This is a genomic window from Bacillus sp. AK124 (genome assembly GCF_053903085.1).
Window position 1 is genome coordinate 2,098,995 of record NZ_CP096378.1, and the last position, 20,683, is coordinate 2,119,677.

Annotated in this window: 23 protein-coding genes; 19 read left to right on the forward strand and 4 right to left on the reverse strand. The window is 45.4% G+C overall.

All coding sequences use genetic code 11. From position 1 onward, the window contains the following. Positions 1-99 precede the first annotated feature (99 nt). Both M1E06_RS10660 and czrA read left to right on the forward strand, forming a co-directional pair. On the forward strand, positions 100-924 hold the full coding sequence (locus M1E06_RS10660) for an MBL fold metallo-hydrolase (protein ID WP_216904501.1): 825 nt from the start codon (positions 100-102) through the stop codon (positions 922-924). Between the two features lie 85 nt (positions 925-1,009). After that, complete coding sequence (gene czrA, locus M1E06_RS10665; protein WP_003182557.1) at positions 1,010-1,342, forward strand: Zn(II)-responsive metalloregulatory transcriptional repressor CzrA; 333 nt, start codon at positions 1,010-1,012, stop codon at positions 1,340-1,342. A 40-nt stretch (positions 1,343-1,382) separates the two neighbouring features. Here the strand turns inward: czrA and M1E06_RS10670 are convergent, their stop codons facing one another. Further along, on the reverse strand, positions 1,383-1,862 hold the full coding sequence (locus M1E06_RS10670) for a sporulation protein (protein ID WP_229129024.1): 480 nt from the start codon (positions 1,860-1,862) through the stop codon (positions 1,383-1,385). Between the two features lie 208 nt (positions 1,863-2,070). Between M1E06_RS10670 and M1E06_RS10675 the strand changes: the two genes are divergently transcribed. The 9 genes from M1E06_RS10675 (at position 2,071) to M1E06_RS10715 (ending at position 9,110) form a co-directional block, all read left to right on the forward strand. Continuing rightward, the gene (locus M1E06_RS10675) at positions 2,071-3,006 is read left to right on the forward strand and encodes a helix-turn-helix transcriptional regulator (RefSeq protein ID WP_145654376.1); all 936 of its coding nucleotides are present in this window, start codon (positions 2,071-2,073) and stop codon (positions 3,004-3,006) included. Between the two features lie 53 nt (positions 3,007-3,059). Further along, positions 3,060-3,344 (forward strand): zinc ribbon domain-containing protein, encoded by a 285-nt coding sequence (locus tag M1E06_RS10680; RefSeq protein ID WP_020451755.1) that lies wholly within the window; start codon positions 3,060-3,062, stop codon positions 3,342-3,344. Continuing rightward, complete coding sequence (locus M1E06_RS10685; protein WP_041817222.1) at positions 3,341-3,814, forward strand: GyrI-like domain-containing protein; 474 nt, start codon at positions 3,341-3,343, stop codon at positions 3,812-3,814. The genes M1E06_RS10680 and M1E06_RS10685 overlap by 4 nt, the downstream gene beginning before the upstream one ends. A gap of 81 nt (positions 3,815-3,895) precedes the next feature. Beyond that, positions 3,896-4,609, forward strand: coding sequence for an MBL fold metallo-hydrolase (locus M1E06_RS10690; protein WP_020451753.1), 714 nt, complete (start codon positions 3,896-3,898; stop codon positions 4,607-4,609). Between the two features lie 7 nt (positions 4,610-4,616). Further along, positions 4,617-5,189, forward strand: a complete 573-nt coding sequence (locus M1E06_RS10695) for a TetR/AcrR family transcriptional regulator (protein WP_020451752.1) — start codon at positions 4,617-4,619, stop codon at positions 5,187-5,189. Between the two features lie 243 nt (positions 5,190-5,432). Continuing rightward, positions 5,433-6,332, forward strand: coding sequence for a DoxX-like family protein (locus M1E06_RS10700; protein WP_020451751.1), 900 nt, complete (start codon positions 5,433-5,435; stop codon positions 6,330-6,332). A 1-nt stretch (position 6,333) separates the two neighbouring features. Beyond that, a complete protein-coding gene (locus M1E06_RS10705) occupies positions 6,334-6,951 on the forward strand; it encodes a DUF4166 domain-containing protein (RefSeq protein WP_026579579.1) in 618 nt (205 codons plus the stop codon). Further along, positions 6,948-8,594 (forward strand): YndJ family protein, encoded by a 1,647-nt coding sequence (locus tag M1E06_RS10710; protein WP_020451749.1) that lies wholly within the window; start codon positions 6,948-6,950, stop codon positions 8,592-8,594. The genes M1E06_RS10705 and M1E06_RS10710 overlap by 4 nt, the downstream gene beginning before the upstream one ends. A 30-nt stretch (positions 8,595-8,624) precedes the next feature. Further along, a complete protein-coding gene (locus M1E06_RS10715) occupies positions 8,625-9,110 on the forward strand; it encodes a DinB family protein (RefSeq protein ID WP_020451748.1) in 486 nt (161 codons plus the stop codon). A gap of 69 nt (positions 9,111-9,179) precedes the next feature. Here the strand turns inward: M1E06_RS10715 and yqeK are convergent, their stop codons facing one another. After that, on the reverse strand, positions 9,180-9,794 hold the full coding sequence (gene yqeK / locus M1E06_RS10720; RefSeq protein ID WP_020451747.1) for a bis(5'-nucleosyl)-tetraphosphatase (symmetrical) YqeK: 615 nt from the start codon (positions 9,792-9,794) through the stop codon (positions 9,180-9,182). Between the two features lie 149 nt (positions 9,795-9,943). On the opposite strand from yqeK, the gene M1E06_RS10725 reads away from it, so the two are divergent. From M1E06_RS10725 to M1E06_RS10735, 3 genes are all read left to right on the forward strand, one after another. Beyond that, positions 9,944-10,429 carry a MarR family transcriptional regulator gene (locus tag M1E06_RS10725; protein WP_041817221.1) on the forward strand — a complete coding sequence of 162 codons (486 nt, stop codon included), beginning with the start codon at positions 9,944-9,946 and terminating at the stop codon, positions 10,427-10,429. A gap of 100 nt (positions 10,430-10,529) precedes the next feature. Then, the gene (locus M1E06_RS10730) at positions 10,530-11,129 is read left to right on the forward strand and encodes a TetR/AcrR family transcriptional regulator (protein WP_020451745.1); all 600 of its coding nucleotides are present in this window, start codon (positions 10,530-10,532) and stop codon (positions 11,127-11,129) included. Between the two features lie 6 nt (positions 11,130-11,135). Beyond that, entirely contained in the window at positions 11,136-11,546 is a 411-nt protein-coding gene (locus tag M1E06_RS10735; RefSeq protein WP_020451744.1) for a DUF5367 family protein, read from the forward strand. 50 nt (positions 11,547-11,596) lie between these two features. On the opposite strand, the gene M1E06_RS10740 is transcribed toward M1E06_RS10735, so the two are convergent. Then, positions 11,597-12,925, reverse strand: a complete 1,329-nt coding sequence (locus tag M1E06_RS10740) for a S8 family peptidase (RefSeq protein WP_023855720.1) — start codon at positions 12,923-12,925, stop codon at positions 11,597-11,599. A 222-nt stretch (positions 12,926-13,147) separates the two neighbouring features. Between M1E06_RS10740 and csaA the strand changes: the two genes are divergently transcribed. Next, the gene (gene csaA / locus M1E06_RS10745) at positions 13,148-13,480 is read left to right on the forward strand and encodes a chaperone CsaA (protein WP_020451742.1); all 333 of its coding nucleotides are present in this window, start codon (positions 13,148-13,150) and stop codon (positions 13,478-13,480) included. A gap of 44 nt (positions 13,481-13,524) precedes the next feature. Here csaA and tlpB read toward each other — a convergent pair whose 3' ends face one another. Then, positions 13,525-15,510 carry a methyl-accepting chemotaxis protein TlpB gene (gene tlpB / locus M1E06_RS10750; protein WP_035338596.1) on the reverse strand — a complete coding sequence of 662 codons (1,986 nt, stop codon included), beginning with the start codon at positions 15,508-15,510 and terminating at the stop codon, positions 13,525-13,527. 464 nt (positions 15,511-15,974) lie between these two features. Here tlpB and abc-f point away from each other — a divergent pair, with 464 nt between their 5' ends. The 4 genes from abc-f (at position 15,975) to M1E06_RS10770 (ending at position 20,672) form a co-directional block, all read left to right on the forward strand. Next, positions 15,975-17,702, forward strand: a complete 1,728-nt coding sequence (gene abc-f / locus M1E06_RS10755) for a ribosomal protection-like ABC-F family protein (RefSeq protein ID WP_026579585.1) — start codon at positions 15,975-15,977, stop codon at positions 17,700-17,702. Positions 17,703-17,848: 146 nt separating this feature from the next. Further along, positions 17,849-17,974, forward strand: coding sequence for a hypothetical protein (locus M1E06_RS10760; protein ID WP_023855724.1), 126 nt, complete (start codon positions 17,849-17,851; stop codon positions 17,972-17,974). Position 17,975: 1 nt separating this feature from the next. Next, positions 17,976-19,544, forward strand: coding sequence for a spore germination protein (locus M1E06_RS10765; protein WP_080131422.1), 1,569 nt, complete (start codon positions 17,976-17,978; stop codon positions 19,542-19,544). Positions 19,545-19,565: 21 nt separating this feature from the next. Continuing rightward, positions 19,566-20,672 carry a spore germination protein gene (locus tag M1E06_RS10770; RefSeq protein ID WP_080131421.1) on the forward strand — a complete coding sequence of 369 codons (1,107 nt, stop codon included), beginning with the start codon at positions 19,566-19,568 and terminating at the stop codon, positions 20,670-20,672. Positions 20,673-20,683 lie beyond the last annotated feature (11 nt).

Sequence of the window (20,683 nt, forward strand, 5' to 3'; positions counted from 1 at the left end):
GCGGACAGATCAGCCTGGATAGCGAAATATATAGAAGCGAAAAAATCATGTACATGTGAAGGAGATGGTAAAATATAGTTTGAAAGGGGAGGAGCAATTTTGACTAACTATATTTGCACGACGTGCGGTGTTCTATATGACGCTGCTCCGAAAGAGCCGGCGGAATGCATTATTTGCAATGAAGAAAGACAGTATGTCAATCATTCAGGGCAAGCTTGGACAACGCTGGAAGAAATGAAGCAAAGCGGAAGGTTTCAAAACGAAATCGCATTGGAAGTAGAGCGATTATACAGTTTGACGACAACCCCCGAATTCGGCATCGGTCAATCGGCATACCTGATACAGGAGCCCGGTTTTAACTTACTGTGGGATTGTATCACATACCTGGATCAGCGGACGATTGAGAATATCGAGCGGATGGGCGGAGTCCAGGCGATCGCTTTATCACATCCGCATTATTATGCTGCACAAACGGAATGGGCTGAAATGTTTGATGCTTCGATCTACATTCATGAAGATGACAAACAATGGGTGCAGCGGCCGAGCAGCCGGATTGTGTTTTGGTCCGGCGATTCCCTCAAGCTGTCAAGCGGGTTGACCTTGCACAGGCTTGGCGGCCATTTTAAAGGGGGAGCGGTCTGCCATTGGGCAAACGGAAACGGAGGCAAGGGAATCCTCCTTTCAGGAGACATTATCCAAGTCGTTCAAGATCGCAGATGGGTGAGTTTTATGTACAGCTATCCAAATTTGATTCCTCTTCCTGCCGGCAAAGTGGAGCAAATAGCTGATCAATTAAAAAATGTTCCATTCAACCGGCTGTACGGCGCTTTTCGCCGCTCTGTGGAAAACCATGCCGGAGAACGTGTACAGCTGTCAGCCGCAAGGTATGCAGAAGCGCTTCTGGGAACGCTGTTTTCGACTTGATCTGTTCCCTGGCTATAAAACTTTTCAACCGGTATGTTTTGGTATATGATATGAAGGTAAAAGTTGCGCGGAAAAGGTGAAAAGCATGAGTGAGCACAATCAGGAAACAACAGAAAAACAGGTGCGGGCCGAGTTAGATGAAGAAACTTTATTTCTCGTTTCACAGACGTTTAAAGCGCTCTCAGACCCTACGAGAATCAAAATTCTTCACCTGCTCTCACAAGGCGAACATTCGGTCAATGAAATAGCAGAGAAGCTGAGTCTGCTGCAGTCAACCGTTTCGCACCAGCTCAGGTTTTTAAAAAATCTTCGTCTCGTTAAATCAAGAAGGGCAGGGACTTCCATTTTTTATTCTCCGGAAGACCAGCATGTCCTCGATGTACTTCAGCAGATGATCGATCATACACAGCATGACTAAAGCTTATGAAAAGGCAAACTCCACATCCCGAGTTTGCCTTTTACGCTGAGCGTTTTTCTTCGTTTCTTCCTTTTTTTAAAACAAAAAAAGAGAAACCGACATAATAAACGGCCAGTACAAAAAAACCGATCATCGTGGCCGGGTCCTGCGCAAAAAGGGCGCCGTACGCTGCTGAACCCCCGTTTGAAACCGCAGTATGGAGCTGGCCGATCTCGGCGATCCGGTAAAGAAACCGGTATAAAAATAACAAAAGTACGATCAATTCAATCCATAAATGCGTTCTGAAATAAAGGATGCCGTCCCGATTTTCGATTGACACATGCTTCAGCGCATAGGCGGTCAAGATGAGTCCGAGCGCGATCCCAATCAGATCATAGAAGTATGATAAAGGGTGAAGTGCGCTCATCGTCAGCAGAAAAACGAAAATTCCCGAAAAGAGGATGATCCGGAACAGCATGCGTGCCGGCTTTAGAGGCTGATAGCCGACTGAGCGTTTGAACTTGATATAGACGAAGGACACAATGGCGAAAAACTGTAAAAAATAATATATGATGTTTTTAAAACCTCCTTTTTTAAGGAGTATATGTCCAAACTGTATAAATCGTAACAGGAAAAGTGATTTTCTAAATAATTGGGTGATGAGATCCCCTTTTTTGTCATGATATTCCAAAATGGTGTGTGCTTTAGAATGAAAATTGACAGCGTAAGATGAATGTGAGGGATCTGCGGTGAAAATTGACCGGCTATTGGCCATCGTGATTTTATTGATTAATAAACGCCAAGTGCAGGCAAAGGAGCTTGCCGGCATGTTCGAAGTCTCTGTCAGAACGATTTACCGGGATATCGAGGCGATCAACCAGGCGGGCATTCCGATTGTTACCTTACAGGGAGCGGGAGGCGGGATCAGCATCATGGAGCGGTTTCGGCTCGAAAATAAACTGCTTTCTGCAGACGAACTGGCTGCCATTACTACGGCTTTGGAAAGCGTTTCTTCGACGTATGAAGTCCTTCATCACGGTTCTGCCCTTGAAAAAATCCGGTTTCTCGTTTCCGAAGAAGAAATGCCGGAATTCCGCAAGAAAACGGAAAAATGGTTTGTTGACATCTCTTCCTGGGGAGAAAGTCCTGTCATCAAAGAAAAGATCCGTTTGTTGGATGAAGCGGCAGACAGCACGCGGGCGGTCTCCTTTACATACGTGAACAGAGAGGGGCAAACCGGAACAAGGAAAGCTGAGCCGCATACCCTCGTCCTAAAGGGAAGGCACTGGTATTTATATGCGTTTTGCCTGAAGAGACAGGCGTTTCGCTTCTTTAAACTGTTGCGTATGAAAGACGTGCAGATGCTTGAAGAAAAGTTTGAAAGAAAGGAAGTTGATCTGTCTTCACTTCCTTGGGAAACATCATGGTACAAACCGGACAATATGACCGAGTTGACCCTTCTCATTAAACCGTCGGGAGAGCCTTTGGCGAGAGAATGGTTTGGCTCAGAAGCTCTCACTTATGAAAACGGACAATGCGTGGCAACCGTTTCTTATCCGGAAGATCAATGGCTGTACGGATTTCTCCTCCAATTTGGAACACATATTGAAGTTCTCACACCTCCCCGCATCCGTCAAAAAATAAAAAATTTGGCTAATCAAATTGTACATTTATACGAAACCTGACACGATGCTGTCAGGTTTCTTTTTGTATGATGAAGAAAAAGGAGGAATGAAACATGGAACATCATATTTGCCAAAGCTGCGGCATGCCGATGACAAGCGAACTTTTCGGCACAGAAAAAGACGGGGGGAAGAATCGCGACTACTGTATGTACTGCTATGAAAACGGAGCATATACACATCCGGATGCGACATTGAAAGAGATGATCGACATCTGTGTTCCTTATATAAAAGAAGAGGGAAAAACCGAGGCCGAAGCGAGATCGCTCATGGAGCGGACGCTCCCTCATTTAAAACGGTGGGCGTCGGATACGCAAACGAAAGGCGGGCAGAGAAGATGAGCTTTTCTCATTTCGAAAAACAGAAGGCAAAGTTATTCAGCGGGATATCGACCGTGACAAGCAACCGGGATGAAGTATCTGAAAAAGGTAAAATTCCTTCCATGTGGAGTTTATATCGCGAAAAATTTCCGCATACTGAACGCCAGGACATTAGGAGAGACACGATCGCACTTTATTCAGATTATGAGACGGACGAACACGGGACATATACATTTTCAATCGGAACGTTCGTTGATCAGCAAGAAAAAACGGCCAATCTCATTTCGCTCCCTGCATCCGAATATGCCGTTTTTGTTTCAAAGCGGGGGAGGATCGCGGAGGTCGTGTTTGAAACTTGGCAAGAGATTTGGACATGGGATGAAAAAAATCTTCGTACTTATACCGGAGATTTTGAAGTTTATGATGAACAAGCAGAAAATCCCGAAAATGCCCAAGTTGCCATCTATGTTGCTGTCGATCGAAAAAAATAATGCTTGCAAAACTAATGCCATTAGTTTTAAAATGAAAACTAACGGTATTAGTTTTTTATTTTGATCGAAGAGGTGAAAGCGATGAGGATTACCCGATTTGAATCGGTCTACCAGCTGACTTTTTTTCCGCGCCTATTTCCTGTCAACTGTTATTTAGCAGATGAAGAAGACGGCCTTACATTAATTGATACAGGGATTCCGATCAGCAAAACAGGGATTTTAAAGGCTGCGGATCATCTCCGTAAGCCGATTAAACGGATTTTGCTGACCCATGCCCACAGCGACCATGTCGGTTCGCTTGACGCGCTGTACTACAGCCTTCCCGGTGTGAAAGTGTCCATATCTGAACGGGATGCGCGTCTGTTAAAAGGTGATACAAAGATGCTGGAAGGGGAGCGCGGAACAATCAAAGGAGGCGTTCCGAAAAACATCAAGACAAATCCTGATATCCTTTTAAAGGAAGGAGACAGGATCGGTTCATTGCTGACTGTTTCATCACCCGGGCATACGCCTGGCAGCATTTCGTTTTTGGATGAAAGAAGCGGTCTTCTCATAGTCGGTGACGCGTACCATACGCGAAGCGGCATGACGGTATCAGGGCATTTAAAGCTTTCATTTCCTTTTCCGGCTTTGGCCACGTGGGACAAAGAAACCGCTTTAGAAAGCGCGCAAAAGCTGTTAGATTTAAAACCGCAGGCGCTTGCCGCCGGCCACGGCAATCTTGTCCATGATCCGGTTCAAGCGATGACAAAAGCGGTGAACGAAGCACATATCAAATTGAACAGGAAAGGATGAAGAAATCGTGTCTCCACGAATCGGTTTGAATAAAGAAGCAGTATTGGAAGCTGCGGCATTTCTGGCTGATGAGGAAGGCATTCATGAAGTGACGCTTGCTTCTCTTTCCAAAAGGCTGAATGTCAAATCTCCGTCTCTGTACAATCATATAAAAGGATTGAACGACTTACGGAAAGAACTCGCACTTTACGGCTTGACGATACTTTATGAAAACATGGCTTCTGCTGTCCAGGGAGCCGAAGAGGATCAGGCTGTCAGCAGAATGGCTCACGCCTATGTCACTTTTGCCAAAAACAGGCCGGGGCTTTATGAAGCAACTTTTATTGCAATGCCTGATGAAGATGAACGGCTTGACGAAGCAGGAGACAGAATCCTCGCCTTGGTGCTTTCCGTTCTGAAAGACTATCATTTAGACAATGACTCCGCGATCCATGCGGTCAGAGGCTTGAGAAGCATCATGCATGGATTTGCAACACTCAGGCAACAAGATGCGTTCGGTCTTCCTTATGATGTGGAAGAAAGTTTTGATCTGACAATCCGTGCCTTCCTAAAAGGCATCGCTATCTATCAGACCGAATAAACAAGGGAATTTTTCCTTAATTGTTTACATTTTTTCGAAAATTTAGTATGATTGTCGTATGGCTCTTCCATTTTTTGAGTCATAGGTATGAGAAGGCTTAACCAGCCATTAATTGCCTTGGCCTAACAGCCGAGGATTTTTTTATGTCGGCAAAGAGAGACTGGATATGCAAAAATTGGTTCACACATGATGTGTTCCATGTTATGCTGTTATTGTGAATATATTCACAAAAGGGCGTGCGCAATGAAAAAAACTCCGATTTACGTAGAAATATCTATCCAGACAGATATGGAGCGGCTATGGCGCTATACTCAAGATCCTGCCCTCCATCGGCAATGGGACTTGCGATTTACGGACATTACCTATTTAAAGCGCAGACCGGGTGAACCGCAAAGGTTTTTATACGAAACGAGAATCGGCTTCGGTTTAAAAATTTCCGGTACAGGAGTGTCTGTCGGAAACGTATATCAAGACACGGGAGACAGAGTCTCGTCACTCAAGTTCGCTACAAACCACCCGCTTTCTGTCATTCGCGAAGGCCGAGGATATTGGAAATACAGCGAAAGCGAAACCGGGATCACGTTTATGACACAATACGATTATGACACCCGTTACGGGAGGCTGGGCCGGCTTGCAGATAAGGCATTCAGGCCGCTCATCGGCTGGGCGACGGCCTGGAGCTTTGCTGCGCTGAAGATCTGGCTTGAAAAAGGACACCATCCAAGGCTGCTTTTTCAAAAAACATTGATCTATTGGCTCGTTTGTCTGCTGTTTTCTTTCGTCTGGATTTACCAGGGGCTTGTGCCAAAGCTCATGATGGTTCATCCTGAGGAAATCAGCATGCTTTCGACTTTCACGGGCGGCCGTTTTCATCCCGAAATGCTCCTGAAACTGATCGGCATGGCCGAGGTGATGGTCGGCGTGTTATGGCTTTATCCAGGTCGGAAAAGGAAGTGGTTTCTTTTGCATATCGCCCTGCTTGTGCTGCTTTCGGTATCTGCAGGAATGGCTGATCTCGCATCTTTTGCCCAACCTTTTAACCCGGTCGTGCTTAATGCCGCGCTTATCATCTTGTCCGTTGTCGGCTATGTGAGCGCTTGCGGCATTCCAAACGCGGGTAATACGATCAGAAAGAGGCGTTGATTTGGTTTCGATGTATGAACGGGTGATCGAGGATTTTCATCTTCTTCACCCAAAACTCAAGGAACGGTATCACCTCACCCAAGAAAGCGCGTTCAGAGGAAAAGGAGTGATGACGGAAATATCCGGCGGTTCGTACTGGATCAGGCTGTTGTTTAAAGCGGGAACGGTCTTCCGCTGTTTTTTTCCCGAAAGAGGGAGGAACATTCCGTTCACGATTGAAAATCACATTCGGCTGACGAAAAATGATACACCGGCAGCCGTTTGGAACAGGACTTTCTTTTTTCGTGATAAACAAAGGTATTTTGATGCTGTCATGATCTATGATGAAAGCCGGGGAGAAATCATCGACTATTTCGGACATCCGCCAATCTTAATTTCAAGCCTGCGGTTTAAGGCGGAAGCTGACGGATCACTGTCGATTACTTCTGTCAGACAATGGCTGCCTTTATTCAGTAAAAAGCTGCCCCTTACAAAGTGTTTATACGGTATTTCCAGGGTGAATGAATCGTATGACGAAGAAAAAGGCTGTTTTACGATTGATGTTCATGTGAAAAATCCGCTGTTCGGAACGCTGTTTGCCTACAGAGGAACGTTTAACAGGGAGGAGGAGATGGCATGAAATTCCGCCGCTTTTTTGTAAGCGTTCTTTGCTATGCGGTTTTTTTCGCCGGCAAAGCGCCGGACATCCCGCCAGCAGAGGCGCTGCTTTTATTAGCGCTGCTATTTTTTGTTCCGGCCGCACTCGATCTTACTCAGCATGAAAACGGAATGTTTCGGCTGATCAGCGCGTGCTTTCCTTATGCGGCTTGTGCGGCTTCGTTATCCCTGTTGTTCCATTCCCCGCTTTTTTCAGCGATTTGGCTATGCTATACGGGGATGATCGCCTTATACGGCGTCCTTCGTCTCTGGGAAAGAGGAGGAAAGGGCCTTGAAGAGGCATCGATTGACAGCGGTCTGCTTTACCTTCCTTTCGGAGGGGGTTGGCTTTTTGCTTATACGCTGAATCTCCAGGTCATGGATTTCAGCCCGCTGATCGTGCTGCTGACAGCGGTGCATTTTCATTATTCTGCATTTCTCATTCCGATTTTTAATGGAATGCTCGGAAGGAAGCTGAAAAAGAAAGGCCTTTTTTATACAGCGGTGACATGGCTCATCATGCTGTCTCCGCTTTTCATTGCGGTCGGCATATCGTTTTCGAAAACCATTGATGTCTTCGCCGTTGCGCTGTATTTGGCGGCCATATACGGCAGCGGCTTTCTCGTCTCGATCGCGGCCTTCAAAAACAGCGCGGCTCGCCGCTTTGTGATCTTTTCGTCTTTTACATTGATGATTACCATTGCTTTTTCACTTATTTACTCTTACGGTGTTTATCGCGGCCGGCCGACTTTTACAATTCAGGAAATGATTTGGATTCACGGGCTTGTCAACGCTTTTGGCGTCATTATTCCAGCGCTGACCGGCTGGCGTCTTGAATCTCCTGAGCCGGACTGTGAAAGGAGGCAAGGCGAAATGATGAGCAACATTTACGGGTCATGGAGAATCGGAGCCGATTTTTTACAACGGCACCGATTACAAAGCGATTCGTCTTACCAAGGTCTTGCCGATGATATGAGCGCATTTCAAAGAAACGGATTTCAGCTTGAGACGGTTTCTCCTCTCATTCTCGATTTCTATGAGCATACTGCCGATTATTCATTAACAGCGGAGATCGCCTGGCGTCCATGGTTTAAGCCGCTTGCGCACATGTATCAGATGATTTCAAAAATGACAGGGCAAATTCATTTGGGGACAAAGACCGGGCGGCAAACGATGGAGGGCGAGATTATCGGTGTTGATTCAGCCAAAGACGGCAGGAAGAATGTGCGCGCCTGGGTCAGAACGAACGAGGAAGGCGAGACTGTGTTCGTGGCGCTTTATTCTGCTCATACCCATGATGACATCACATATATGAATATTGCACTGCCATTGCCGTTTTCCAATATGACAGGCATTTTAAAGCCGAAAGCAGAGGACGGCTGCCTGATTTTGACGAGCAGTGACAAACGATCTGACCGGGGGGATGAAGGCATTTTCCTTTCGACCGGAACAGGTACGTTTAAACTGCCGCTTGCCGAACGCTTTATCATCAAAGAGCAGGGACGAAAGAGGCTCTGCGCTCATCACTGCATGTGGCTGTTCGGCATACGGTTTCTCGACATTCAATATCATATTGAAAAAAAGGATTCTGCCGTCAATAGGGCGAAAATAGCAAAAGAAAGCTAGGCAAAAATCGAATCGAACTGGAGGGTATTTATGCTAAAAAACATTTTGCTTGAACAGTTTAAAGCATGCTTTAACGAAACGACTTGGTTTGTTTGTTTTCAAACGGCTTCCGCTGATCTTACGGAAAGCCAGGCAAGGCAAAAAGGGGAAGGTTCGGAAAATTCGATTTTAGAAATTGCCAACCATTTGATTTTTTACAACGAGCGCTATTTAAAGTGGTTTAAAGGAATTCCCGTTCCGGCTTTTGATTATACGATCGATGATACGTTTGTAAACAAAAGCGGACTGGGCTGGGAAGAAAGCCGGCAAGAACTGAATACGATCTATAACGAATGGATCGATGCGCTTTCGGCATGCGAAGAGAAGATGCTGAAGGAGCCGGCCCAGCATGATCCGCATTCCACCTGGGCGGAGATTTTGTCCCTTCTCATTCTTCATAACGCTTACCATCTGGGACAAATCGTCACGATCCGAAAACAGCAGAAATCGTGGGACCCTTCAAAAGGCGTCAACTAACGGTGTTGTCAGGCAAGATGGCGGCTTAAGGCGGTCACCCACCCTAAGCCGCAGTTCATTTTGCCTGGGTCAAGCTTCGATTATTGCTTTCAGGTGATAATAGGCATCTTTTAGCCAGGGATGGACAACTTTCAGTTTATCTTTTTGTTTCCACAAATACTGAATATAAACAAACGCCCCGTGCTCCAGAGAAATTTCAAGCGCTTCACAAAGCTCCTTGATATAAGGCGGAGTCCCTGTCTGATCCCATTCTATTTTGTCCGCTGAAAACAGGACAAGGTCGAGCTGGGAGGGACTTTTTTTAAGCGTTGTATGGCATTCTATTGCATCTAAAATATCTTGATCCGCCACCTGAAACAGGTCCCGCGCCATCACTTTCGACAGTTTTTGATGGATAATCATCGGAAATATCCGTTCTTCGGGCAGAATATCAATACCGAGCGCCTCAGCAGCCGCAATTCTTTTTTCATTAGGGATGACACCGCTGATGTCATGCATAATACCGGCTATTCCCGCTTTTTGTGCAGGAACATGAAAACGCTTTGCCAATTCTTCCGCCGCTTTTTTCACTCTTATCGAATGTTCGGCTGTTTTTTCGTGGTTATGGCGTCTCAAAAATTCAAGGGCATCTGAACATACATCACCTGTGCAACGAACTTCCATCTCTATTCCTTCAATATTCATCAGAGATTCTCCTTTTTGAGGTTGTTTCATGATAAACAAAACACATTTGTTATCTGATTTTACCTTATCATAACATTGACAAATCCTAAAACATACCATTAAAATATTTTGTTAACCGGAAAATAAAAAGAAGGGACTGTCCATTGACTATGTCTGAACTGACAAAACAGCTGATCTATGATATGTATGTTAAACTCCTGCACCTGAACGAACAAAAAGCGGATACTGATCTCAAGGCATTTTTAAAGCAGGCGGCAGAATCTGATGTTAAACGGCTCCCGGGGAATATGACGACCATCCATGTCATCAGCTGTATCGGTGATGATGAACCGATTAATAATACAGGCATCGCCAAAAAAATGAATTTATCAAAAGCAAATATTACAAAAATCAGTTCAAAGCTGCTGCAAGAAGGCCTCATTAAACGGTTTCAATTGACGGACAATAAAAAAGAGATCTACTTCAGGCTGACGCCCAGCGGAAAACAAGTGTATGAACTTCATGAAAAGCTCCATCAGCAAAAAGCGGAACAGTTTCAGAGGTTTCTCGATTCGTTTTCAACAGCAGAACAGGGAGCTATTTTGAAATTTCTTCAAGGTCTGACACTTATGACAGAAACGGATAGGAAACAATAATAATATTATGTTAACTTGAATGAGCGATTGACAAGAAACCCCTTCCAGATTATAGTTGAATTAATGAGTTAGTTATTCAGATAACTAAGAGGTGAAGTGAATGGCGAGGCCGAATGTGACTTCAAAAGAAACGTTGATTGAGGCAGCTAAGCGCCGCATTGCCGGACAGGGTCTGGACAAACTGACGTTAAAGGCGGTTGCTGAAGAAGCAAAGGTGACACAGGGAACGGTTTACTATCATTTCCGGACAAAAGAGCAGCTTGTGTTTGAAGTGGTCCGCGACCTTTGCCGCGCGTCGTGGGAACGGTTGAAAGCAAATGATAGACCCGCTGCCGAAAGGATAAAAGACGGATTGTCATCGGCGAAATCAAGAACACGAAAAGATGCGTATTACCATCAGCTTTTTTTAGAATTGGCCGTTTTAGGTTTTCGAAATGAAAAGATAAACGAGCAGCTTGGAGAACTTCTCGAAGAGGAAAATGCGGTGTTGGCAGAACAGCTTTCCGAGATGTGGAAGCGTTCTCCTGTTGACGGGGTTTCTTTCAGCACGTGGGGCATTCTTTTAAACGCACTAATCGACGGTCTTGCTCTTCAGTCGCTGATGTCTTCGGGATTTTCCTCTGAAAAAGTCTACGGGGAATTAGAGGCGGTTCTGCAGATGCTGACGGAAACCGCCGTAAAACAGCATGGAGGGGAGTAAAGGGAGATGGAGATGTTAACTGAAAAACTCGGTTTGGCTCTTGTTTTTTCGTTCGTTGTCTGGCTTGGCGCCACCGTGTTTTTTATGCTGTTCGGCAGTGCGGTTCTTGCCGAACCCGGCCAAGATTCTTTTATGCTCCGCTTTTTGCTTCTTGAAGCCGGAACTTTTGCCCTACTATATGCCGTGATCCTCGCTTACCGGCGAGTTGACAAATCGAGGTTTGCTGCGGTTAAGTTTGGCATTGTAGGGTCGGCAGTCGGTTTGTTTCTCGACACATTTTCTTTATGGCATCATTCATTGATCTTCCCGGCGCTTTCACAGGGCCAGGTGATTGGATTTGCGGTTTGGATGGTCTTCGCGTATGCCATGTATTTGACGATACCGCTCATACTTGAAAAAAGAAGGTCTGCGGTTTAAATCTTTTATGTAAGATTCGCCCGCTTTATGCTAAAACGGGCGAACGGTCTTTAATCTTGCGGAACCGATTGTTCTGCATTGATGTATCCAGCACCGTAAACATTTGGATCGCGATCTTTCCATAAATCGGTTCCGTCTATTAACAGTTGTTTGATTTCATCAGGTCCTGTCCCTGGGGCTTGCTGAAGAATAAGGGCTGCAATGCCTGCGCAGATCGGCGTGGCCATCGAGGTTCCGGATAATATCATATAATCTGTGCCGACTCTGTTTGCTTTTTGCATCTTATCGAGGAAAGATCCAGGTGAACGAAGCGATGTAATATTTGTGCCCGGTCCCAGCAAGTCCGGTTTAACTTGACCGTAGATCGTCGGCCCTCTGCTTGAATAAGAGGCAACATCATCATCCTCCCGGCTGACTGTATCCCGGTCATCCAAAGCTCCGACTGTAATAATCTTGCTGCTGACGCCCGGGCTGGCAATCGTTTGCGCATCAGGACCGGAATTTCCGGCTGCCGCACATACAACAATGCCTGCGTCCCATGCTGCATGAACAGCTTTAACGACCGGATCTTCTTCCTCATTCTCGTAGCGTAACGCATCTGCCCCCAATGACATTGAAAGAATGTCGATCGGATCATCAGGGTTTTCCTCATTGAATTGAATGCACCAATCGATCCCTTGAATGACAGTTTCCAGCGTGCCGGATCCCATTTTGTCCAATACTTTTACACCGACAAGTTCCGCTTCAGGAGCAGGCCCCCGGTACTGACCCGATGAGGCAGCTCCGTTTCCACAAGCATCGCCGGCGCAGTGTGTGCCATGGCCATTGTCATCATACGGTTCTGTCCTTTGGTTGACAAAGTCTTGAAAAGCCCTGATCCTGCCTTCAAGATCTTTGTGAGGGTATATGCCCGTATCAATGACAGCGATTGTAACACCTTTGCCTGTCAGCGTCTGGTTGTTTCTGATCACCTCTTTGGCACGGCTTGATTCAACCGCTACGTCGAGGAGCGCTTTCACTTTGCGATTTAAATAAATTTTGCGAATGTCACCGCATTGAGATAGAAGCGATTGCAAAGATGAAGGGGTGACTTCCGCGCTGCAGCAGCTAATGTTGGAAAAGCGATGCTTGATTTTGTTTCTTCTCTTGCTGCCGATCATTTCATTGACTAATTGATAGCCTTTATGGTGGCTGTCTTTTTCAAATTCAATAATGACCGGTATTTTTTTGTTCTTCATTAATATTTTTTCGAAAAATCCGTGTAAAAAGCAAGGTGTCCATTTAAAAGGTTTATAGAGTTTCAGCACGCTTTCTCTCAGCGGCCGGTCCAGTTTATGGGCGTTGGACCTTACCATTTGAACCATATAGGAACCGAACATCCTAGTTCCACCTCATCTCTTATAGTTTATTCTTCCTCTTAATCTATGAATGAAAGGGGGGTCCCGTAAAGTTGGCTGTCCTAAAACGGCGGCAAAAGAGGCCTGTTTCCCATTCGCTTCTGAAAGTGGCAACAGAAGTCCAGGGTTTAAACGAACCAAAATACATGATATTCTAGTCATGTCAATATCACCCTCTAGAAAGCGGCCGAAGGAGCTGAATTCATGGCAACAATCGAAGATTTTTTAGAGCTGGATATTCGGATTGGGACAATTTTAAAAGCGGAAGAGTTTCCTGAAGCGAAAGTGCCGGCTATTAAGCTTGAGATCGATTTTGGAGAAGAGATTGGCGTCAAACGTTCGAGCGCTCAAATCACAAAGCGTTATACACCTGAAAAACTTATAGGCCGGCAGGTGACGGCAGTCGTTAATTTTCCGCCGCGGCGGATTGCCGGGTTTAAATCGGAAGTTCTCGTTCTTGGCGGCGTGCCGGAAAAAGGCGACGTTATTTTGCTGGCGCCTGATCAAGAAGCGCCCAATGGAACGAAGATCAGCTGATACATAAAAGAGAGGCTCCCTCTACCAGAAGGAAGCCTCTTTTTTTATTTCACCTTGAATTTTTTCGTTAAATCTCGCAGATCTTCCGCCATTTGTTCAAGTGTGGCAGAAGACGTACTGATTTCTTCCATTGAAGCCAGCTGTTCTTCCGCTGATGCCGCAATATCTTGTATTCCAGCTGTGCTTTCCCTTGAAACATCGGCGATTTCCTGAACGGCACCGGAGACTTCCTCTGAGCCTTTAGACAATTGTTCGACCGCTGCATTTAGCGTTTGCAGCTTGCCGGCAATCTCATTCGTCATGCCGCTGATTTCGTGAAAGCTTGTTTCTGTTTTCTCGGTAATTTTGAGTCCGGATTGGACTTCATGGTTGACCGATTGAAACATCTTGAGAGAATGTTCGATTTCTTTGACGATTTCCTGAATCAGCGCTTCGATTTCTTTTGCCGATTCCGCTGATTGGGCAGCAAGCTTTCGAACTTCTTCGGCGACGACGGAAAAGCCTCTGCCTGACTCGCCGGCGCGGGCCGCTTCAATCGCAGCGTTCAATGCCAATAGATTCGTTTGATCGGCAATTCCATTAATGACCCTGAGAATTGATGTGATATCTTTCGATTTGCCTTCGAGACCTTTGACGACGCTCTCAGCTTGTTTGACAGATCGATCGATGGAGTTCATCTGACCGACCGTTTTCTGAACGAGTTCTCCTCCGGTTTCGGCGATTTCTGTCGATTTGATCGATGATTCAGTAATCGATTCCGACACTTCGGTCATTTCGCTCAGATGTTCATTCATTTGGCTGAGCTGCTGTGAGCTGGTTTCGACTTTTTCATTCTGGCTTTCGGCCCCGTTAGAGAACTGTTCGATCGCAGAAGTAATATGTTCTGTCGCTTGGCTCGTCTGTTCCGCGCTTGCTGTCAGCTGCTCTGAAGATGAGGCGACATTCTCAACCGATTCCTGAATGGTGCCGATTAGTGTGCGGAGCGATTCCGCCATATCATTGAAGCTTGTGCCGAGCTGCCCGAATTCGTCATTTGAACGCACTTTAATTTGCTGTGTCAAGTCGCCGCTGCTGATGTTTTTTGCAGATTGAACGAGCTGATTCAATGGTTTGCTGATCGCGCGGATGATAAAGAAAATGAGAATTCCGCCTAGCACCAAAGCCACTGAAAAGACGATAAGAGCCATATAAAAGACGGGCTTTGTGGCGTTTGTTATCTCATCGGAAAACATTGTCCCGGCAATTTTCCAGCCTGTCAGTTTGTTTGTTGCAAACGCCATTTGCTTTTCTTTTCCTTCAAAAGTATATTTGAATTCACCTTTTTCTTTGCCGTAAACTTGGTCAACCCAACTGCCTTCACCTTCAGTTCCGGCTTTAATCTTCGGATGGGCGATATATTTTTTAGATGCACTTGAGATAAAAGCAAAGCCGTCTTTTCCAACTTTGACATCATTTGTCGCTTTAATCAGCTCATCGATATTCAAGCTGAGCGCCGCGACGCCTGACCCGTCTTCATTCTGCTTGGCGATGGTAATGACCGTGTTGCCGGTAGCGGCAGAGGTGTATGGATCAGTGACGATGATTTCGCCTTTTTTCTCAACCGCTTCTTGGAACCATGGCCTTTCCGCGGGATTATAGCCGTCAGGCATTTTCGTATAAGGATGCTGCACGTAGACACCGTCTGCAGAGCCTGTGAACACGGCTTCTACATCTTTATTTTGTCTGGCGTATTGTTCAAACTGTTGTCTTAACGAAGTCTGGCCTTTATCCTTGTATGTTTTTCCTTTGATCACTTCACTGAAATATGTAATAGCATCCGCTTTTTTTTCGATATTTTGATCGATCGTTTCGTTTAATTGATCCACGCTGTTTCTTGCGCTTCTCATGATTTCATCTTCAATCGAACTTCCCGCCGTATAATAGGAAACACCTGAAAGGATTAAAACAGGGAGTGTTAAAATCAATAAAAATGAGACCGCTAATCTTTTGGAAAGAGATGGATGCTTGATCCAATTTACTATTTTTTTCATTCGCCAAAACTCCTTTTTATAGGTTACGAGATTAATATCGGACAATTTTCACACTTTTGCATCAAATTTTAAAATTTAGACTTCAAAATAAAATGCTCAACTAAGGCGAAGGCAACAGTTTTCGGGATTGGCTGAAAAAAGGGCTGCATAACTGTTGACAAAGTTTACCTTCGTTTATATACTAATCGGTAAATACAGTGAAAGGAATAGGTATAGGGGACATGAAGCAGTAATCTTATTTTCCATCGTTTTTTTTAATATGAAAAAACGGAAACTTGGAGAATAGGATGAGTATGCCCTTTTATACCTTGCATCAATTTCTGAAATTTGCATGTTTTTTGTCGTGCAAAGAAATGGGATCGGTTCATACCGCTTTCACGGTGCATATTTTGGCATGATATCCTCTCCGGGTTTCCGCGAGAGGTTTTTTGTTGTCAGCCAAAATAAAAACAGAGGTGAACGGTATGACGATCTTAATGAAAATAAGAGGTTTGCAAAAAAGCTTTGGAGAGCAAACGATTTTAAAAAACATCGATTTTGACATTTCCAATCAAGAGCGGATTGGGTTGGTCGGATACAATGGAGCGGGGAAAACAACGCTCGCAAATATATTGAGCGGTCATATAAAAGCTGACAAAGGCACTGTTCAAACAGACCGGACGCTTAAAATCGGCTATCTGCTCCAGTCGATTGAGTACTCCGTTCATGACTTCAACAGCATATTAACAGACGATGAGGGCGGGAAATTATATCAGTTGACCAGCCGTCTTGGCTTATCAAAGGTCCAAAGCTGGAATTCCGAGCGGCTCAGTCATTTGAGCGGGGGAGAAAAACTAAAGCTTGCGCTTGCGCACGTCTGGAAAACGATGCCTGACCTCCTCATCTTAGATGAGCCCACCAATCACTTGGATTTAAAAGGAATCAGCTGGCTCCTTGAAGAACTGCAACAATATCGAGGGGCTGTATTGATTATTTCTCATGACCGTTATTTCTTGGATCAATCCGTTTCCAAAATACTTGAGCTGGAAGATGGGAAGTTGCACACTTATCAAGGAAACTATAGTGCATACCGGCAGGAGAAAAAACGGTTATATGAAGAACGTCTGCACCAATATGAAGTCCAGCAAAAGCAAAAAGAAAGAATCGAGTCACAGATTGCAACGCTCCAAAATTGGTCACAGAAAGCCCACCGTGACTCAACAAAACAGGGATCACGGTCAGAACGAAGGCAGCTGGGCTTTAAAGAATACCACCGGGTAAAAGCCAAAAAGCTCGATAACCAAGTCAAATCAAAGCTTAAACGCCTTGAACAGGAACTTGAAAAAAACAAAGCGGAAAAGCCACAAGAAGCAGAATCTGTCAATTTTCAATTTTCATCGGGAGAAAAAAGGGGCAAGCGGATTATCGAAGCGAAAGGCCTGACAAAAGCGTTTGACGGACGCACCTTATTCAAAGACAGCCATTTTTATGTCAAACATGGCGAGAGAATAGGGCTTATCGGAGACAATGGCTGCGGCAAAACGACCCTTGTGAAGATGATGTTGGATGCTGAACCTGCAACAGCCGGAACGCTATGGAAGAGCCGATCTGTAAAGGCCGCATATTTAAGCCAGGATGTCAGTGATTTAAGCGTTGATCAAACAGTGGCTGAAGTACTGAATTTGTCTGACAGAGCCGAAATCGCAAATGCGCGGACCATTTTGGCCAATATGGGAATCAAAGAAAACCGCTTTCATAATGAAATCGGGACATTCAGCCTCGGGGAGCGGACCCGGATTAAACTGGCAGGTATGATTTTAAAGGATTATGATCTGCTGATTCTGGATGAACCGACCAACCACCTTGATTTGCCAAGCAGAGAGCAGCTTGAACAGACATTGCTTGAGTTTCAAGGCACGATCATCATTGTGTCGCATGACCTGTATTTTACAGATCAATTGTGTAACAAACTTCTCGTATTTGAAAATGGGCGCATCACCCGCGTCGAAACCGGATTGAAAGATTATCGGAGCAGAAAGAAACAGCGACATGCAAAACGCGATGAAGAGGAACGGCTTCGCATCGAAAATCGGATGACCGCCGTTCTCGGAGAATTAGCCGGACTCACCCCCCAAGACCCGAGATATCATGAATTGGATCAGGAATTTTCAGAGCTGGCCAAACGCAAACGGGCGTTTTTAGAAAAAGAATAAATGAACAGAACCATTTGTGTTTTTTAACACAGATGGTTCTTTTTTGTTTGACGTGGTTTAAATTACCACCCATTAGAGATGGCACCCAAGGTAATAATAGGATAAAAATGATGGACTTACTACAGCAATAAAAAAGGGTGATCAACATGTGGAAAACGATTGTTTCCTATTTTCCGGACTGGATGGTCCTGATGCAGGCTTTTTTTGTTTTTTTCGTCCCGTTTGCCATATCAAAAGTATTTCTGTGGCTTCGTACGGCAGGGGATGATTGATATGAGATGGTGGAAAGCAAAAACGCGCAGATTGATACAATCGTCCAACAAGCCGGAAAAACCTAAAAATGAAGTGCCGGCTTTGGAATCAACGGGGTATTTGACCGGCGATTTTGATCACGACCTGCAAGCGGTCAAAACAGCCTTGGAGAATAACTCAGACGTTCATTTCCGAGAATTCAACTTAGGGCGCACCGGCATTCGGGCGGCGATTGTTTTTGTTGAAATGCTTGCAGATCAAGACCTGATTGACAAACATATTATGAAATCCCTTATGGATGATTTCTCCAAAGAATATAACATTGAGCTTTCTTCATTAAACAGCAATATACCGGACTTAATCCAAAAGCAGATTTTATCAATCAGCGGAGTATCAGTGGCAAAGCATGTCAGCGAAGTGGTGCCGGAAGTGTTGATGGGTACGGCCATACTGCTGATCGACGGTTCAGCGGAAGTTTTATTGCTGGGAACCGTTAAAAAAAATACAAGGAACATTGAAGAGCCCGTATCTGAATCCTTGGTCAGAGGGGCGCGCATCGGCTTTACGGAAACGATTGGCACAAATACAGCCCTTTTGAGGCAGCACGGCAAAAATCAAAATTTGTCTATGGTTCAATTTCAAGTTGGGAAGCGAGCTGTCAAAAATCTTGTCGTCGCCTATATTAAAGACGTGGCTGAACCAGGACTGGTGGAAGAAGTCAAAAAAAGAATCGAAAAGATTGATATCGATGATGTGCTCGAATCAGGTTTTGTCGAACAGCTGATCGAAGACAATTATCTCAGTCCATTTCCGCAGGTGCAAAGCACTGAACGTCTTGACAGGGTGATGAGTGCGTTAATGGAGGGCAGAGTGGCCATCTTATTGGACGGGACGCCTTTTGTTTTAATCGTTCCGGTTACATTCAGTATGCTCCTGCAATCGCCCGAGGATTATTATGAACGCTGGCTCCCGAGTTCACTGATCCGCATCATGCGAATTGGCGCAGCGATGATCTCGCTTCTTGGACCCGCTTTATATATTTCCTTTATTTCGTTTCATCCCGGGCTGATTCCGAGTGAACTTGCGATTTCCATTACCGGAACGAGGGTGGGTGTACCTTTTCCATCGCTGATCGAAGCGCTCATTATGGAAGTGGCGATCGAAATTTTGCGCGAAGCCGGCCTCCGGCTGCCAAAACCAATCGGTCCGGCGATGGGAATCGTCGGCGGTATCATCATCGGGGAGGCTGCCGTGCAGGCAGGCATTGTCAGCCCGATTATGGTCATCGTTGTCGCCGTTACCGCGATTTCTTCATTCGCCATTCCGCAATACAGCGCCGGTATTTCGCTGCGCATGTTGAGATTTGTGGCGATGTTTTGTGCAGCCACGTTCGGTTTGTACGGGGTGATTATGTTTTTCCTCATGCTTGCCAGCCACGCGGTGAAGCTGAAAAGCTTTGGTGTTCCATACGCAAGCCCGGCTGTCCCTTATCGTTTGCAAGATTGGAAAGATTTCATCGTTCGCATGCCGATACAGATGATGAAAAAGCGGCCGAAAATGCTAAAAACAGACGATTCGACACGTCAGTAGCAGAGAAAGGAGAAAACGCTTATGATGGTCAGGCACGAAGAGTGCATTACCACTTCGCAAACAGCTGTTATCATCACCAATTTCCTGCTTGGGACAGGGATCCTGACGCTCCCGCGAACGTCTGTTGACGAGGTCGGAACCCCTGATGTTTGGATCACGCTTATATTAGGCGGCTTAGTCGCTCTCTTGGCCGCGGTCATCATGGTAAAGCTCAACCATCAATATCCTGATAAAACCTTTTATGAATACAGTCAGGACATCATCGGCAAATGGATCGGCAGCCTGATCAGCTTGTTTTTCGTATCTTATCTATTGGCCCATTCCGGTTTTCAGGTCCGCTCGATGCTTGAAATCATCCGCTTTTTTTTACTGGAAGGAACCCCCCGCTGGGCCATTGTCATGATTTTTTTATGGGTGGGATTATACTTGATCGTTGGCGGTTTAAGTTCGATCGCAAGGTTGTTCCAAATCGTGCTCCCCATTACATTTATTCTTTTTCTGCTGGTCGTGTTTATGGGTATCGGAATTTTTGACGTGGACAACTTGCGTCCTGTACTTGGCAAGGGAATAGGGCCTGTCTTAAAAGGAATAAAGGTGACCGCATTGTCTTTTTCAGGTATTGAAATCATTTTGATCCTGATGCCCTTCATGTATCAGCCTCGCAAGGCCATTCATACGGTTGTGATCGGGATCGCCATCCCTTTGCTTTTCTATATGATCACCGTCGTTATGGTAATCGGCGCCCTGTCTATAGACGGGGTGGTATCACGAACCTGGCCGACGATTGATTTGATGAGAAGCTTTGAAATACCCGGTCTGATATTTGAACGGTTTGAGTCTTTGCTGCTGGTCATCTGGATCATGCAGCTGTTCTCCACCTTTGTCATTTCTTTTTATGGTGCAGCATTAGGCCTGGCCCAGCTCTTTAAAACAAATATTCGGCCGATGCTGTTTGCTTTACTTCCGGTGATTTATCTCATGGCCATGATCCCGAAAAATATCAACAACATGTTTGCATTCGGAGATTTTATTGGAAACAGCGGCGTTTATTTAGGCGGCATGACACCGCTCGTCCTGCTGGTGATTTCAAAAATAAAAAGGAGGAAACAAGGAACTGACAGAGGCTGATGATTGAAAAA

Coding starts and splice junctions, on each gene's coding strand:
- czrA (WP_003182557.1), top strand. CDS start 1,010: ATGAGTGAGCACAATCAGGAAACAACAGAAAAACAGGTGCGGGCCGAG.
- M1E06_RS10680 (WP_020451755.1), top strand. CDS start 3,060: ATGGAACATCATATTTGCCAAAGCTGCGGCATGCCGATGACAAGCGAA.
- M1E06_RS10685 (WP_041817222.1), top strand. CDS start 3,341: ATGAGCTTTTCTCATTTCGAAAAACAGAAGGCAAAGTTATTCAGCGGG.
- M1E06_RS10690 (WP_020451753.1), top strand. CDS start 3,896: ATGAGGATTACCCGATTTGAATCGGTCTACCAGCTGACTTTTTTTCCG.
- M1E06_RS10700 (WP_020451751.1), top strand. CDS start 5,433: ATGAAAAAAACTCCGATTTACGTAGAAATATCTATCCAGACAGATATG.
- M1E06_RS10710 (WP_020451749.1), top strand. CDS start 6,948: ATGAAATTCCGCCGCTTTTTTGTAAGCGTTCTTTGCTATGCGGTTTTT.
- M1E06_RS10715 (WP_020451748.1), top strand. CDS start 8,625: ATGCTAAAAAACATTTTGCTTGAACAGTTTAAAGCATGCTTTAACGAA.
- yqeK (WP_020451747.1), bottom strand. CDS start 9,794: ATGAATATTGAAGGAATAGAGATGGAAGTTCGTTGCACAGGTGATGTA.
- M1E06_RS10725 (WP_041817221.1), top strand. CDS start 9,944: ATGTCTGAACTGACAAAACAGCTGATCTATGATATGTATGTTAAACTC.
- M1E06_RS10730 (WP_020451745.1), top strand. CDS start 10,530: ATGGCGAGGCCGAATGTGACTTCAAAAGAAACGTTGATTGAGGCAGCT.
- M1E06_RS10735 (WP_020451744.1), top strand. CDS start 11,136: ATGGAGATGTTAACTGAAAAACTCGGTTTGGCTCTTGTTTTTTCGTTC.
- M1E06_RS10740 (WP_023855720.1), bottom strand. CDS start 12,925: ATGTTCGGTTCCTATATGGTTCAAATGGTAAGGTCCAACGCCCATAAA.
- csaA (WP_020451742.1), top strand. CDS start 13,148: ATGGCAACAATCGAAGATTTTTTAGAGCTGGATATTCGGATTGGGACA.
- tlpB (WP_035338596.1), bottom strand. CDS start 15,510: ATGAAAAAAATAGTAAATTGGATCAAGCATCCATCTCTTTCCAAAAGA.
- abc-f (WP_026579585.1), top strand. CDS start 15,975: ATGACGATCTTAATGAAAATAAGAGGTTTGCAAAAAAGCTTTGGAGAG.
- M1E06_RS10760 (WP_023855724.1), top strand. CDS start 17,849: ATGTGGAAAACGATTGTTTCCTATTTTCCGGACTGGATGGTCCTGATG.
- M1E06_RS10765 (WP_080131422.1), top strand. CDS start 17,976: ATGAGATGGTGGAAAGCAAAAACGCGCAGATTGATACAATCGTCCAAC.
- M1E06_RS10770 (WP_080131421.1), top strand. CDS start 19,566: ATGATGGTCAGGCACGAAGAGTGCATTACCACTTCGCAAACAGCTGTT.